Source organism: Terrabacter sp. LjRoot27, assembly GCF_964254175.1.
Taxonomy (GTDB): Bacteria; Actinomycetota; Actinomycetes; order Actinomycetales; family Dermatophilaceae; genus Terrabacter.
This window is the reverse complement of record NZ_CAXUSS020000001.1, coordinates 4,469,333-4,481,996: the sequence shown is the minus strand read 5'-3', so window position 1 is coordinate 4,481,996 and position 12,664 is coordinate 4,469,333. Positions and strand designations below refer to the sequence as shown.

Below are 12,664 nucleotides of genomic sequence, written 5' to 3'. Positions count from 1 at the left end.
CACCCTTTTCGCGCCAGCCATTGCTACGGCAGCCTCGATCCGCTGACGTTCACAGGCGGTGCTCACGACGCTAGTTTGGGGAGACCCCAAGCATGAGGAGAGCGTCGTGGGCACGGTGGTCATGTATGCCTCGCTGTCGGTCGACGGCTTCATCGCCGTCGAGAACGACCAGCCCGGACCGCTGTTCGACTGGTTGACCGGCGGTGACGTCGCGTTGGACGAGAGCGGGGTGCTGAAGGTGTCGCAGACGTCCTACGACTACATCCGCCCCTACTGGGACCAGATCGGGGTGACCGTCGTCGGCCGTCACGTCTTCGACCTCACGGACGGCTGGGACGGGACGCCTCCCGGCGGGATCGACCACGTCGTCGTCGTGACGCACCGGCCGGCGCCCGAGGGCTGGGACCGCGAGGCGCCGTTCCACTTCGTCGACGGCATCGAGGCGGCCGTGGCCACGGCGCAGGAGCTAGCGGGTGGCCGCCTGGTCGAGGTCGCCGCAGGCGACGTCGGTGGCCAGGTGCTCGCGGCGGGTCTGGTCGACGAGGTGCGCATGGACGTCGCACCCGTCGTGCTGGGATCGGGCAAGCGCTACTTCGGGTCGGTCGACGCGCAGCACCTCCTGGAGGACCCTGACGTCGTGCTTCAGGGCGACCGCGTGCTCCACCTGCGCTACCGGGTGCGCCGCTGACCGCCCCGGCCGCCGCGCGACTCAGTGTCCGAGCAGCCCGGCGGGATCGCGGACGAGCCCGTCGAGGGCGAGCAGCGCTGCGCCCGTGGCGCCAGGGGCCGGGTCGTCCGAGGCGACGGCGACCGTGGGGCTGACCCAGCGCGCCGACAGCACCCGTCGGCCGAGGATCTCCTCGACGCCCGGGGTGAGCAGGTCCCCGACCTGCGCCAGGTGGCCGCCGAGGACGACCGTGGGGATGTCGAGCACGTTGACGACACCCGCGAGGGCGATGCCGAGCGCCCGGGCCGCTGATCGCATGGCCCACAACGCCGGCCCGTCGCCGCCACGCGCGCGCGCCGCGAGCTCGGCCGGCGGGGTGGAGGCGCCCAGTCCCGCGGCGTCGAGCATGGCGAGCCGGCCGGCATACTGCTCGAGACAGCCGGTTGAGCCACAGCGGCAGGCGGGCCCGTCGGGGTCGACGCAGACGTGGCCGATCTCCCCGGCCCAGCCGTGGCGTCCGGTCATGACCTCGCCGTCGACGACGACCGCGCCACCGATGCCGACCTCGCCGCTGAGGTAGACGAAGTCCTGCGGCGTGCTGTCGCGTCCGGGCGCCGGATGGGCGTAGGCGTGGGCCGCGAGGTCGGCCTCGTTGCCGACCCGGAGGGTGAGGTCGCCGAGGACGGCCTCGAGCGCACGGCGGGGGTCGACGTCGTCCCAGCCGAGATTGGGAGCGCTGAGCAGACGGCCGGCCTCGGCGTCGACGATGCCGGGCAGCGCCAGTCCCGCGCCGACGACGCGACAGCCGTCAGGGGTGGCGTCCAGCACGCGGGTGGCCACCGTCGCCAGGCGGCGGAGCGTGGCGCCGGGCCGTGATCCGGCGAGGTCGGCGATGACGAGGCGCTCGGCGAGCACCGCCCCCGAGAGGTCGACGAGCCTGGCCGCGAGGTGGCCGACACCGATCTGCAGGCCGAGCGCGGCGAAGCGACCCGTCGACGCCCGCAGCGGAGTGGCCGGCCGCCCGGGCCGACCCGGCCCGCCGACGACGGACTCGACCTCGTCGAGGATGCCGCCCGCGACGAGCTCGTCGACGAGCCGCGACACGGTCGAGCGGGTCAGCGACGTGGCCACCGCGACGTCCGCGCGCGACGGCGGGGTCTCGGCGGCGAGGACGGTGCGCGCGACGAGGGCGAGGTTCGCGTGGCGCAGGCTCGCCTGGCGCAGGTTGGCCATGCCTTGACCCTAGCCGGTCCACGACGTAAGTTGCATGACAAAACTAATCCCTCTCGAGGAGTCGCAATGACGCGCCAGCCCACCCCCGACGACAAGTTCTCCTTCGGTCTCTGGACCGTCGGCTGGACCGGCACCGACCCGTTCGGCGGCCCGACGCGCCCCGTCCTCGACCCGTGGGAGTACTCCGACAAGCTCGCCGAGCTCGGCGCCTGGGGCATCACCTTCCACGACAACGACGTCTTCCCCTTCGACGCCGACGACGCGACCCGCGCGCGCATCACCGGCCAGCTCAAGGACGCGACCGACCGCGCCGGCCTGACCATCGAGATGGTCACGACGAACACCTTCAGCCACCCCGTCTTCAAGGACGGCGGTCTCACGGCCAACGACCGCGGCGTGCGCCGCTTCGGGCTGCGCAAGGTGCTGCGCGCCGTCGACCTCGCCGCCGAGATGGGCGCGTCGACGTTCGTCATGTGGGGTGGTCGCGAGGGCAGCGAGTACGACGGGTCGAAGGACCTCCACGCCGCCTTCGACCGCTACAAGGAGGGGCTCGACACCGTCGCCGGCTACATCAAGAGCCAGGGCTACGACCTGCGGATCGCCTTGGAGCCCAAGCCGAACGAGCCGCGCGGCGACATCTTCCTGCCGACCGTCGGGCACGCGCTCGCGCTCATCGCCGAGCTCGACCACGGCGACATCGTCGGCCTCAACCCCGAGACTGGGCACGAGCAGATGGCCGGCCTCAACTACACGCACGCGCTCGGCCAGGCGCTGTGGAGCGACAAGCTCTTCCACATCGACCTCAACGGCCAGCGCGGCATCAAGTACGACCAGGACCTCGTCTTCGGCCACGGCGACCTCGTGTCGGCCTTCTTCACCGTCGACCTGATCGAGAACGGCTTCCCCGGCGTGCCCGACGGGCCGCGCTACACCGGGCCCCGGCACTTCGACTACAAGCCGTCGCGCACCGAGTTCATGGACGGCGTGTGGGAGTCGGCCAAGGCGTGCATGTCGATGTACCTCCTGCTCTCCGACAAGGCCGCCGCCTTCCGCGCCGACCCGCGCACCGCGGAGGCGTGGGCGTATGCCGGGGTGCTCGACCTCGCCGAGCCGACCCTGGGTGCCGGGGAGTCGCTCGACGACTTCCTCGCGACCGACGACGGCTTCGACGCCGAGAAGGCCGCCGAGCGCGACTACGGCTTCGTCCGGCTCAACCAGCTCGCGCTCGAGCACCTCGTCGGCTGAGGCACCCGAGCGCGGCCGGCCGGCCGGCCACTCGGCCGGTCGGCCAGTCGGCAGGTCCTCGCCTCAGTCGACGCAGAGGCAGAAGGGGTGTCCGCCCGGGTCGAGGAAGACGCGGAACGACGTGCCCGGCTGGTGCTCGTGCTTCGTCGCACCGAGCGCGAGCACCTCGGGCTCGGCCGCGTCGAGGTCCTCGACCATGACGTCGAGGTGCATCTGCTGCGGCACGGCCTGGCCGGGCCACTGGGGCGCGGTGAAGTCCTCGACCTGCTGGAAGCAGATGCACTGCTGCCCGCTCTCGTCGCGGATCTCACCCCACCCGTCGGACGTCTTGACCGTCCAGCCGAGCAGGCTGCCGTAGAAGGTCGCGAGGGCCTCCGCGTCGGGGCAGTCGAGGACGAAGCTGGGGTAGCGAGCGATAGCCATGGCAGGAACGCTAGGGCGTGTCCCGGACGATCGGCGTCCGTGGCGTCGAGGACTCTCGGTCCCGCTGCACGATGACCTCGAGCTCGACGGGGACGAAGCCGAGCTCGGCGTTGACGGCCCGCATCCACCGGTTCTCGTCGTCGCTGCTCGTCCGCACACGTGCCGCGCGGCCGTGCTCGCGGGTGGCGTGGAGCGAGGCGAGCTTGACGGCCCGGCCGAGCCGGTGCCCGCGGTGGTCGGACAGCACGAGCGTCCCCTCGATCTGGGCGGGGCGCGCGGGGTCGGGGCCGACGGCGAGACCGGTCCAGGCGACGACGGAGCCGTCCGGGGCGAGGGCGACGGACTCGATCGTCGTGCGCCCCTGCTCCTGAGCGAGCGCGATCTCGGCCGCGTACTCCTCCGCGCTGACCGGCGTGGGCTGCCAGCCCAGCTCTCCGTGGGGCGCCTCCGCGTCGACGAGCCCCTTGAGCACGCCCACCTGCGCGCGCAGGTGCTCGGGGACGCCGTCGACGTGCGTCGAGATGGCGTATGCCGTGGGGTGGCCGTCGGTGTCCACCGGCAGCCGGGCGCGCGCCAGGTCGAGCTCGACGACGGTCTCGGTCGTGGCGAGGGCGTAGCCGAGCCGGTGGGCGAAGCCGCCGACGAGCTCGTCCATCGTGGCCCGAGTGGGGCGGTAGGCGCTGGCGACGAAGCGGCTGACCGTGGCGGGGGCGCTCTGCTCGGCCGCGCGGGCCAGACGACCACCCACGCCCTGTCGCAGCGAGCGGGGGTGCACGGCGACGTCGACCCAGCACGTGTCGGGGGTGTCGTGGGCCGTCTGGGCCGAGGCGATGCCGACGAGGTCGGTGCCGTCGAACGCCCCGACGAGGTGACAGGTCCACCCGGTGTCGGCGCGCCACGCGGCGAGCCGGGCCGCCTCGCCCATGGGCACCCAGCCGGGACGGACGTCGCTCGTCGCCGCCGACTCCACGGCATGCGCGGCGGCGAGCTCGATGTCGTCGCCGACGTCGAGCGGTCGGACGGTGACGGCGATGCTCATGCGGGAGAACCGTTCTCGGCGAGGGGCTGGGCTCCCGATCGTGCCTCATGCGGACGCCCGCAGCCAGCGTGAATCGGGCGGCCGGCCCCGTGGCGCTCACCCCGTGGCTACCCTCGAGGGATGGCGCACCGCATCTTCACGACGTCCTTCGCGTCGGTCTACCCGCTCTACGTCAAGAAGCTCGAGCGCAAGGGCCGCACCCAGGCCGAGCTCGACGAGGTCATCGAGTGGCTGACCGGCTTCGACGACAAGACCCTGGCCCGGCAGCTCGCCGCGGAGACGACCTTCGAGGACTTCTTCGACCAGGCGCACCTCAATCCCAACGCATCCGCGATCACGGGCACGGTCTGCGGCATCCGGGTCGAGGAGGTCGAGGACCCGCTCATGCAGAAGATCCGCTACCTCGACAAGCTCGTCGATGAGCTCGCCAAGGGCAGGAAGATGGAGAAGGTCCTGCGCAGCTGACCGCAGCTGACCGCCGCTGACCGCCGCTGACCGCGGCTCACCGCAGGCCCGGCGACACGGCATACGCCGTCTCGCCGGGAGGCGACGGGTGACTACGGGCGGAAGCGCTCCTGCAGGTCGGCGTAGCCGACCGCGCCGTCGAGGAAGCCGAGGGTGCCGGTGTCGAGCAGCTCCCGGCCGGCGCGCTCGAGCAGGCTGAGCGACGCGCGGGCGAGACTGCCGCCCAGGCTGACTCGCCTGACGCCGAGGGCGAAGAGCGTGCGCGCGTCGATGGTGTTGGCGAGGCCGGCCACGATGTTGAGCGGGCCCGGGATCGCCGCGGCGAGCCGGCGGATCGAGTCCTCGTCGACGACGCCGGGCACGAAGACGCAGTCGGCTCCGGCCTCGAGGTAGCGGCTCGTGCGCTCGACCGTCTGGGCGAAGACGTCGCCGTCGACACCGGCGAAGTACGTGTCGGTGCGGGCGTTGATGACGAAGGTGCCGCGGGGTGCCGCGACCCGGGCGGCGGCGATGCGGTCGACCGCCTCGTCGACCGGGAAGAGGCGCCCGTCGACGATGTCCTCGAGGTTGGCCCCGACGGCGCCGGTCCCGGCGGCGAGGGCCACGGTGCGGCCGACCTGCTCGGCGCTGTCGCCGTAGCCGGCCTCGAGGTCGGCGGTCACGGGCACGTCCACGGCGGCGACGATCCGGGCGATGTGGCCGAGCATCGTGTCGCGGTCCATCGCACCGCCGTCGGGGACCCCTGACGCCCAGGCGATCCCGGCGCTGGTCGTCGCGATCGCCGGAAACCCGACCTGCTCGAGGATCCGCGCCGAGCCGGCGTCCCAGGCGTTGGGCAGCACGAAGCCGGGGCCGTCGTGCAGCGCGAGGAGCGCAGCGGCCTTGTCGGACCGGGACATTGCCGTCATGGCACGGTCCGGCGCATGACGCAGTTCGTCGTGCCCTTGGGTCGGACATAGGCGAAGCCGGTGCGCTCGAAGAGGGTGCGGGTGCCGCTGTAGAGCACGGCCTCCCGCTTGCCGCCCTTGTCGTGCGGGTAGCCCTCGACGGTGCCGCCGCCGGACGCCGCGATGAGGTCGACGACGCCCTGGAGGGCGAGGTCCGACAGGTGCTTCCGGCGGTAGCGCTTGTCGACGAAGATGCACGTGACGCGGTAGTCGGGCAGGACGTCCGTCTCGGCCTCGTACTGCTTGCGGTGGCGGATGTTGGGCAGCTCGGCGGGCGAGCCGTACTGCGCCCACGCGACGGCCTCGTCGCCGTCGAAGACGAGCGCGGCGTGCGCCCGGCCCTCCTCGACGAGGCGCTTCTTGAGGTCCCGGTTGGCGTCGTACTCGCGCCCCTTCTCCCAGCTCATCGTGTGGAACCACGTGCACCAGCAGCCACCGAAGACCCCGCCGTGCCGCTCGATCATCGCGGCGTACGCGTCCCAGGTGTCCGGCGTCAGCGCCGTGACCTCGTAGTCCGTCATCGTCCCCTCCTCGCCCTGCTCCTCGGTCGGTCCCTAGTCGTCCATGGCCTCGATGCCGAGCTCGGCCAGCTCGCCCATGCTGGAGCGGATGTGCTCGACCATCGCCTGCGGCGGCGGCTCCCAGCCGACGATCTCCTCGACGACGCGCAGCGGCTCTGTCGTGCGGTAGGAGCGGGTCGGGTTGCCGGGGAAGCGCTTGTCGGTGACGTTCGGGTCGTCCTCGATCGTGCCGACCGGCTCGACCCGGTAGACGCGCGGCGGCCCGTCGCCGCGGGCGAGCTCGGCGGCGAGCGGGGCGCCCTCGCGCGTGGCCGTGAGGTAGATGTGCTTCGACTGCCGGCCCGAACCGTAGTTGGAGCGCCACCCCGGGGTGAGCAGCTCGCCGACGGCCACGTCGGCCCGCGTCCCGTGGAAGAAGGGGCCCGGGTCGTCGACGACCCGGGGCGTCGGCGGCGGGTCGCGGAGCAGGCTGTCGAGCCGGGTCATGAGGGCGGCGACCCGGGTGTGTCCGTGCGGCGCTCGCGGGTAGCGACCGAGCACGTCGAGCAGCTCGGGCGTGGCCCGCTTGGCCGCTGCGTCGACGACGTACTCCGCGACGACGGGGTCATCGCCCCGGGCGAGCTCGGCCGCCCGGGCGGCATGGGCCGCCGCCCCGAGGATGTGGCGCACCTGCGTCGCCTTGGCCAGCGGGTGGAGGTATGCCGCCGCGGCCGCATCGCCGGCGGCGGTCGCCGCGTGCCGGGCGGGCTCGGTCGACGCCTCCTTCGCCGCGCGGTGGGCGTCCGTGGCGGCCGTCCTCTGGAGGCGCGAGCGCGGAGCGCCGTCGACGAAGGCGCGGGCGGCGTCGAGCGCGGCCGCGGGCCGCGGGTCGTCGGGCTCAGCCCGCTCGAAGAGGAGGAGGGAGGGCTCGGCGCACGACACGGCATACGCCACGACGGCGCGCAGCTCGTCCGTCGTCAGCTCGAAGTCACCGGTAGGCGTCGGCATCCTTGGGAGTTTTGCACGGGTGGCCCGGCAGCGGGCGGTCGGCCGACCGGTTTTCGGTGTTTGTGGCGCCGGGATGTCACATCGGGGGCGCGGGCGGTGTCTTCATGTCGACGCAACCCCCCACGTTCCCCCGAGGAGGAACCATGACCACCAGGATCCAGCCGAAGCCGATCACCGGCGCGTACGGCGCTGTCGTCAAGGCGTTCAGCCGCAGGATGTTCGGCCAGGTGCCGGAGTCGCTCGGTGTCATGTGGCACCACGTTCCGGCGCTCAAGGCCGGCATGCGCTTCGGCCAGCAGCTGCAGAAGTGGGACGCGTGCGACGAGGGCCTCAAGTCCTTCGCGCACATGGCCGTGGCGTCGCTCGTCGGCTGCACGTGGTGCCTCGACTTCAACTACTTCATGGCCAAGAACCACGGGCTCGACGTCGAGCGGGCGCGCGAGATCCCGCGGTGGCGCGAGTCCGACGTGTTCACGCCGCTCGAGCGGGAGGTCATGGGGTACGCCGAGGCGATGAGCCAGACGCCGCCCACCGTCACCGACGAGATGGTCGGGAGCCTCGAGGGGCAGCTCGGCTCCGCAGGGCTCGTCGAGCTGACGACGGTCATCGGCTACGACAACCTCACGACGCGCTCGAACGTCGCGCTCGGGATCGAGTCTGAGGGCTTCGCATCGGCGTGCGGGCTCAAGCCGATGGCGGAGCGCACCGCCGTACGCTCGACGGCATGAGCCGGGACCCGTTCCTCGACCACCGCAGCCTGCTCTTCACGGTGGCCTACGAGATGCTCGGCTCGGCCGCCGACGCCGAGGACGTCGTGCAGGAGACGTGGCTGCGGTGGGCCGACCTCGGCGACGAGGCGCGCGCCGAGGTGCGCGACCCGCGCGCCTACCTCGTGCGGATCGTCACCCGGCAGGCGCTCAACCGGCTGCGCACCCTCGCCCGGCGACGAGAGGACTACGTCGGCGAGTGGCTGCCGGAGCCGCTGCTCACGAGCCCGGACGTCGCCGAGGACGTCGAGCTCGCCGAGAGCGTGTCGATCGCGATGCTCACGGTGCTCGAGACGCTGACCCCGACCGAGCGGGCGGTCTTCGTGCTGCGCGAGGTCTTCGACGTGCCCTACGACGAGATCGCCGAGGCCATCGGCAAGGGGACGGCGGCGGTGCGCCAGGTGGCCCACCGCGCCCGCGAGCACGTGGCGGCCCGTCGTCCCCGGGTGGCGGTCGACCGGTCGGAGCAGGAGCAGGTGCTCGAGCGCTTCATGGCCGCGGTGACGACCGGTGACGTGCAGGGCCTGCTCGACGTGCTCGCCCCCGACGTCGTCCTCGTCGCCGACGGCGGCGGGCTGGTGCAGGCCGCGCGGCATCCGGTCACCGGCGCCAAGCGGGTGGCGAACTTCCTCTCGGCCTTCCCCCGCGTCAGCGAAGGCGCGCAGATCGCGACGCTGTCGCTCAACGGTGGACGCGCGGTGCGGATCGACCTGCCGGTCTTCGGCACGACGGTCGTGAGCGTGGACGTCGAGGACGGCCGGATCACCCACGTCTACGCGATGCGCAACCCGACGAAGCTCGAGCGGCTGGGGCAGGAGGCCGAGCTGAGCCGCTGACTCCGCCTCACGGCATACGCGATCGGTGACGGTCGCGTGTGCCGTCGGAGCGCTCGCCGCTGTGACCGATGCGGCATGCTCGAAGCATGGTCGAGCCTGCTGACTGGTTGCTGACCCGGGCCGAGCGCGGCAACCCGACGACCCGGGTCGACGAGCTCCACGGTGACCGGGCGTGGTCCGAGGGCAACCACGTGCGTCCGCTCATCCACGGCGCGACGTACTTCCGCGCGCTCCACGACGCGCTCGAGGCGACGGGACCGGGCGACCTCGTGCTCTTCACCGACTGGCAGGGCGATGGCGACGAGCGGCTGACCGGCGAGCCCGGCAGCGAGGTGGTCGAGGTGCTCTCCCGCGCGGACCAGCGCGGCGTCGTCGTCTACGGGCTCGTGTGGCGCTCGCACCTCGACCGGACCGGCTTCTTCGCCGCGGAGAACCGTCACCTCGGGGAGCAGCTGGAGAAGCGGGGCGTGAAGGTGCTGCTCGACATGCGGGTGCGCTCCGGTGGCTCGCACCACCAGAAGTTCGTCGTCATCCGGCACCGTGACGACCCGACCCGCGACGTGGCGTTCGTCGGCGGGATCGACCTCGCGCACAACCGGCGCGACGACGCGACGCACGAGGGTGACCCGCAGTCCCAGCGCCTCACCGACGAGTACGGCGCGCACCCGCCGTGGCACGACGTCCAGACGGCGATCCAGGGGCCCGCGGTCCACGACGTCGAGACGGTGTTCCGGGAGAGGTGGGAGGACCCGACGCCGTTGTCGCGGGCTCCGTGGCGACGCGCGGCCGACAGGGCCCGCGGTCTGGCCAGCTCGCCGGCGCCGCTCCCCGAGCAGTGGCCACCTCCGCCGCCCGCCGGGGACCACACGGTGCAGCTCCTCCGGACCTATCCCGACCTCAGGCACGGCCGGGACTATCCCTTCGCCAGGGGTGGCGAGCGCAGCGTGGCGCGCGGCTACGCCAAGGCGGTGCGGCGGGCGGAGCGCCTCGTCTACGTCGAGGACCAGTACTTCTGGGGGCACGACGTGGCGCGCGTCTTCGAGGAGCAGCTGCGGACGCAGCCGGGCCTGCACCTCGTCGTCGTCATCCCGCTCGTCCCCGACCTCGACGGGGTCAACCGCGTGCCGCAGCTGCTCGGTCGTGACCGGGCGATCGCCCGGCTCACGGCGGTCGCTCCCGGGCGCGTGGCGGCATACGGGATCGAGAACCATGCGGGCGTTCCCGTCTACGTCCACGCCAAGGTCTGCGTCATCGACGACACGTGGGCCGGGATCGGCTCGGACAACTTCAGCCGCCGCTCGTGGACGCACGACTCGGAGCTGTCGGCCGTCGTGCTCGACGAGGCGTATGCCCGCGACCTGCGGCTCACGCTCGCGGCCGAGCACCTCGACCGGCTGAAGGCGGTGAGAGACCGCGGTCTCGAGGCGGCGATGGGCGACTGCCTCGATCCCGCGGGGATGTTCGAGGCCTACGCGACCCGTGCCGCGGAGCTCGAGGCCTGGCACGCGGGCGGCAGGTACGGGGAGCGGCCGCCGGGGCGGTTGCGTCCGCTGCCGATGCCGCAGCTCACGGCTCGTGAGCGCAGATGGGCGGCGCCGCCACTCGACCTGGTCCACGACCCCGACGGACGACCGAAGGTGCTGCGCGAGGCCGACCGCTACTGATGGTCGTCGGGGACCGACCTGCGCGCGCTGGTTAGTGTTGCCGGCATGCGTACGGTCGTCATCGGCGGGACTGGTCACATCGGCACCTACCTCGTCCCGAGCCTCGTAAGGGCCGGGCACGAGACCGTCGTCGTCAGCCGGGGGACGAGCCTCCCCTATCGCGACGACCCGCTCTGGGACCGGGTCGAGATGGTCACGCGCGACCGGGAGGCCGCGGAGCGCGAGGGCCGGTTCGGCACGTTCGTCGCCGACCTCGGGCCCGACGCGGTCGTGGACCTCACGTGCTTCACGACCGCCCAGGCCGAGCAGCTCGTCGAGGCACTCGACGGCCAGCACGTGGTCCACACCGGCAGCATCTGGTCCTACGGTCCCAGCACGCTCGTGCCGACGACCGAGGACGCCCCCAAGCGCCCCTACGGCGACTACGGCATCGGCAAGCGTTCGGTCGAGCAGTACCTCATGGGCCAGGACCGGGTGCGGGCCAGCGTCGTGCACCCCGGCCACATCAGCGGTCCCGGCTGGATGCCCATCGGACCGGCGGGCAACGTCGACCCCGCGGTCATCGAGTCGCTGCGCGCCGCCGGCTCGTGCACGCTGCCCGACCGGGGTGGCGAGACCATCCACCACGTCCACGCCGAGGACGTCGCGGCGCTGCACCAGGCCTGCGTCGAGCAGCCCGACGACGCTGCGGGCGAGAGCTTCAACAGCGTCTGCACGCAGGCCCTGACCCTCCGGGGCTACGCCGAGCTGCTCGCGCGCCACTTCGGCCACGAGCCCCGGATCGACTTCGTGCCGTGGGCCGACTTCGTCGACGGTCTCGACCCCGAGCAGGTCGCGCTGACCGAGGACCACCTGGGCCGGTCGCCGATGTTCTCGATGGACAAGGCTCGCGACCTGCTCGGCTTCGTCCCCCGGCACAGCGTCACGGACACGGTCCTCGAAGCCGTCGACGCGTGGGTGGCGTCCCGCTAGGAGCGGGAGGTACGCCCGGAGCTGGAGCCGCTCAGGCGTGGCCGCTGAGCTGGCCCAGGCGGGTGGCGAGGGCGTCGACCATGGCGCCGGCGCGCTTCTCCGGGAGGGGCGACTTGCGGTCGCCGCCCTGGCTGGAGACGGGCAGCACGTCGATCGAGAGCTTGGCGCCGCCGGCCAGGGCGCGCAGGGCGTCGACCTTGTCGCCGAAGGGCGTGCCGCTGCCGGGCGAGTAGTAGTGCACGGCCTCGTCGACGTCGTCGGGGTAGAGGTCGGTCTTCGTCACGGCGATGATGAGCCAGATCGGCTTGCTGCGGCGCACGGCCAGCGAGGCGATGCGGTGCGAGGTGATGGTCCAGTCCTCGAGCTCGGCGACGAGCTGCTCCTCGCGGGTCGAGGTGGCGACCCCGCTCGTGCCGCCCGCCCGGCGCGGAGTGGCGTAGCCGTTGGCGACCACGTGGATGAGCCCGTCGACCGGCTCGTCGTGGAAGACCTCGTCGAGGGCCGCGAGGCGGGTGGCCGCGTTGTCGCCGGGGACGACGAGGAAGCGGAAGCCGTGCAGCTTGGCGCCCTTGCGGGTGCGGCGCTCCATGGTGGCCGAGCCGACCTCGGCAGCGGCGTCGTCGGTCGAGCGGCGCGAGAGCCGGTCGACGAGCTGGCTCTTGCCGACGCCGGTCATGCCGGTCACGGCGACCATCGGGTAGCGGTCGCGCAGCAGCCGGCTCAGGCGCTCGGGGGCCTGGGCGAGAGCGGTCAGCAGACCGGTGGCGACGGTCGCGCCCAATGCGGTGCGACTCGACGTCGGCAGGATCGTCCTGATCCGGGATGAAGTCTGAGACACGGTGCCTCCTCGGCGTGCTGGGCTGGGGCCAGTTGACCCTAGAGCCTACGTTCCGTACCC

At 72.6% G+C, this 12,664-nt stretch carries 14 protein-coding genes; 7 read left to right on the top strand and 7 right to left on the bottom strand.

Annotated elements, in window-relative coordinates; all coding sequences use genetic code 11:
- The first annotated feature begins 106 nt into the window (after positions 1-106).
- Positions 107-688 carry a dihydrofolate reductase family protein gene (locus ACSQ2D_RS20690; protein WP_435987799.1) on the top strand — a complete coding sequence of 194 codons (582 nt, stop codon included), beginning with the start codon at positions 107-109 and terminating at the stop codon, positions 686-688.
- Between the two features lie 21 nt (positions 689-709).
- On the opposite strand, the gene ACSQ2D_RS20685 is transcribed toward ACSQ2D_RS20690, so the two are convergent.
- Positions 710-1,900 carry an ROK family protein gene (locus tag ACSQ2D_RS20685; protein WP_435987798.1) on the bottom strand — a complete coding sequence of 397 codons (1,191 nt, stop codon included), beginning with the start codon at positions 1,898-1,900 and terminating at the stop codon, positions 710-712.
- Between the two features lie 66 nt (positions 1,901-1,966).
- Between ACSQ2D_RS20685 and xylA the strand changes: the two genes are divergently transcribed.
- Entirely contained in the window at positions 1,967-3,145 is a 1,179-nt protein-coding gene (xylA, locus tag ACSQ2D_RS20680; RefSeq protein ID WP_435987797.1) for a xylose isomerase, read from the top strand.
- 63 nt (positions 3,146-3,208) lie between these two features.
- Here the strand turns inward: xylA and ACSQ2D_RS20675 are convergent, their stop codons facing one another.
- Positions 3,209-3,568, bottom strand: a complete 360-nt coding sequence (locus ACSQ2D_RS20675) for a VOC family protein (protein ID WP_435987796.1) — start codon at positions 3,566-3,568, stop codon at positions 3,209-3,211.
- A 10-nt stretch (positions 3,569-3,578) separates the two neighbouring features.
- Positions 3,579-4,607, bottom strand: a complete 1,029-nt coding sequence (locus ACSQ2D_RS20670) for a GNAT family N-acetyltransferase (RefSeq protein ID WP_435987795.1) — start codon at positions 4,605-4,607, stop codon at positions 3,579-3,581.
- Positions 4,608-4,727: 120 nt separating this feature from the next.
- Here ACSQ2D_RS20670 and ACSQ2D_RS20665 point away from each other — a divergent pair, with 120 nt between their 5' ends.
- Positions 4,728-5,072 carry a DUF2200 domain-containing protein gene (locus ACSQ2D_RS20665; protein ID WP_435987794.1) on the top strand — a complete coding sequence of 115 codons (345 nt, stop codon included), beginning with the start codon at positions 4,728-4,730 and terminating at the stop codon, positions 5,070-5,072.
- Between the two features lie 92 nt (positions 5,073-5,164).
- Here ACSQ2D_RS20665 and ACSQ2D_RS20660 read toward each other — a convergent pair whose 3' ends face one another.
- The 3 genes from ACSQ2D_RS20660 to arr are packed head-to-tail and all read right to left on the bottom strand — an operon-like array spanning position 5,165 to position 7,527.
- Positions 5,165-5,980: an isocitrate lyase/PEP mutase family protein gene (locus ACSQ2D_RS20660; RefSeq protein WP_435987793.1), complete on the bottom strand. Its 816-nt coding sequence runs from the start codon at positions 5,978-5,980 to the stop codon at positions 5,165-5,167.
- Positions 5,977-6,540 carry a GNAT family N-acetyltransferase gene (locus ACSQ2D_RS20655; RefSeq protein ID WP_435987792.1) on the bottom strand — a complete coding sequence of 188 codons (564 nt, stop codon included), beginning with the start codon at positions 6,538-6,540 and terminating at the stop codon, positions 5,977-5,979. Before ACSQ2D_RS20655 ends, ACSQ2D_RS20660 begins: the two co-directional genes overlap by 4 nt.
- 33 nt (positions 6,541-6,573) lie before the next feature.
- Positions 6,574-7,527, bottom strand: a complete 954-nt coding sequence (gene arr / locus ACSQ2D_RS20650; protein WP_435987791.1) for an NAD(+)--rifampin ADP-ribosyltransferase — start codon at positions 7,525-7,527, stop codon at positions 6,574-6,576.
- Positions 7,528-7,670: 143 nt separating this feature from the next.
- On the opposite strand from arr, the gene ACSQ2D_RS20645 reads away from it, so the two are divergent.
- The 4 genes from ACSQ2D_RS20645 (at position 7,671) to ACSQ2D_RS20630 (ending at position 11,766) form a co-directional block, all read left to right on the top strand.
- Positions 7,671-8,255: a carboxymuconolactone decarboxylase family protein gene (locus ACSQ2D_RS20645; RefSeq protein ID WP_435987790.1), complete on the top strand. Its 585-nt coding sequence runs from the start codon at positions 7,671-7,673 to the stop codon at positions 8,253-8,255.
- Positions 8,252-9,130 (top strand): RNA polymerase sigma-70 factor, encoded by an 879-nt coding sequence (locus ACSQ2D_RS20640; protein ID WP_435987789.1) that lies wholly within the window; start codon positions 8,252-8,254, stop codon positions 9,128-9,130. The genes ACSQ2D_RS20645 and ACSQ2D_RS20640 overlap by 4 nt, the downstream gene beginning before the upstream one ends.
- Positions 9,131-9,216: 86 nt before the next feature.
- Positions 9,217-10,794 carry a phospholipase D family protein gene (locus ACSQ2D_RS20635; protein WP_435987788.1) on the top strand — a complete coding sequence of 526 codons (1,578 nt, stop codon included), beginning with the start codon at positions 9,217-9,219 and terminating at the stop codon, positions 10,792-10,794.
- 45 nt (positions 10,795-10,839) lie between these two features.
- The gene (locus ACSQ2D_RS20630; RefSeq protein ID WP_435987787.1) at positions 10,840-11,766 is read left to right on the top strand and encodes an NAD-dependent epimerase/dehydratase family protein; all 927 of its coding nucleotides are present in this window, start codon (positions 10,840-10,842) and stop codon (positions 11,764-11,766) included.
- Positions 11,767-11,797: 31 nt separating this feature from the next.
- On the opposite strand, the gene ACSQ2D_RS20625 is transcribed toward ACSQ2D_RS20630, so the two are convergent.
- The gene (locus ACSQ2D_RS20625; RefSeq protein WP_435987786.1) at positions 11,798-12,604 is read right to left on the bottom strand and encodes a GTPase; all 807 of its coding nucleotides are present in this window, start codon (positions 12,602-12,604) and stop codon (positions 11,798-11,800) included.
- Positions 12,605-12,664 lie beyond the last annotated feature (60 nt).

Bases quoted from the DNA above. Each gene is read 5' to 3' on its own strand.
- ACSQ2D_RS20685 (WP_435987798.1), bottom strand. From the start codon at position 1,900: ATGGCCAACCTGCGCCAGGCGAGCCTGCGCCACGCGAACCTCGCCCTC.
- xylA (WP_435987797.1), top strand. From the start codon at position 1,967: ATGACGCGCCAGCCCACCCCCGACGACAAGTTCTCCTTCGGTCTCTGG.
- ACSQ2D_RS20675 (WP_435987796.1), bottom strand. From the start codon at position 3,568: ATGGCTATCGCTCGCTACCCCAGCTTCGTCCTCGACTGCCCCGACGCG.
- ACSQ2D_RS20670 (WP_435987795.1), bottom strand. From the start codon at position 4,607: ATGAGCATCGCCGTCACCGTCCGACCGCTCGACGTCGGCGACGACATC.
- ACSQ2D_RS20665 (WP_435987794.1), top strand. From the start codon at position 4,728: ATGGCGCACCGCATCTTCACGACGTCCTTCGCGTCGGTCTACCCGCTC.
- ACSQ2D_RS20660 (WP_435987793.1), bottom strand. From the start codon at position 5,980: ATGACGGCAATGTCCCGGTCCGACAAGGCCGCTGCGCTCCTCGCGCTG.
- ACSQ2D_RS20655 (WP_435987792.1), bottom strand. From the start codon at position 6,540: ATGACGGACTACGAGGTCACGGCGCTGACGCCGGACACCTGGGACGCG.
- arr (WP_435987791.1), bottom strand. From the start codon at position 7,527: ATGCCGACGCCTACCGGTGACTTCGAGCTGACGACGGACGAGCTGCGC.
- ACSQ2D_RS20645 (WP_435987790.1), top strand. From the start codon at position 7,671: ATGACCACCAGGATCCAGCCGAAGCCGATCACCGGCGCGTACGGCGCT.
- ACSQ2D_RS20640 (WP_435987789.1), top strand. From the start codon at position 8,252: ATGAGCCGGGACCCGTTCCTCGACCACCGCAGCCTGCTCTTCACGGTG.
- ACSQ2D_RS20635 (WP_435987788.1), top strand. From the start codon at position 9,217: ATGGTCGAGCCTGCTGACTGGTTGCTGACCCGGGCCGAGCGCGGCAAC.
- ACSQ2D_RS20630 (WP_435987787.1), top strand. From the start codon at position 10,840: ATGCGTACGGTCGTCATCGGCGGGACTGGTCACATCGGCACCTACCTC.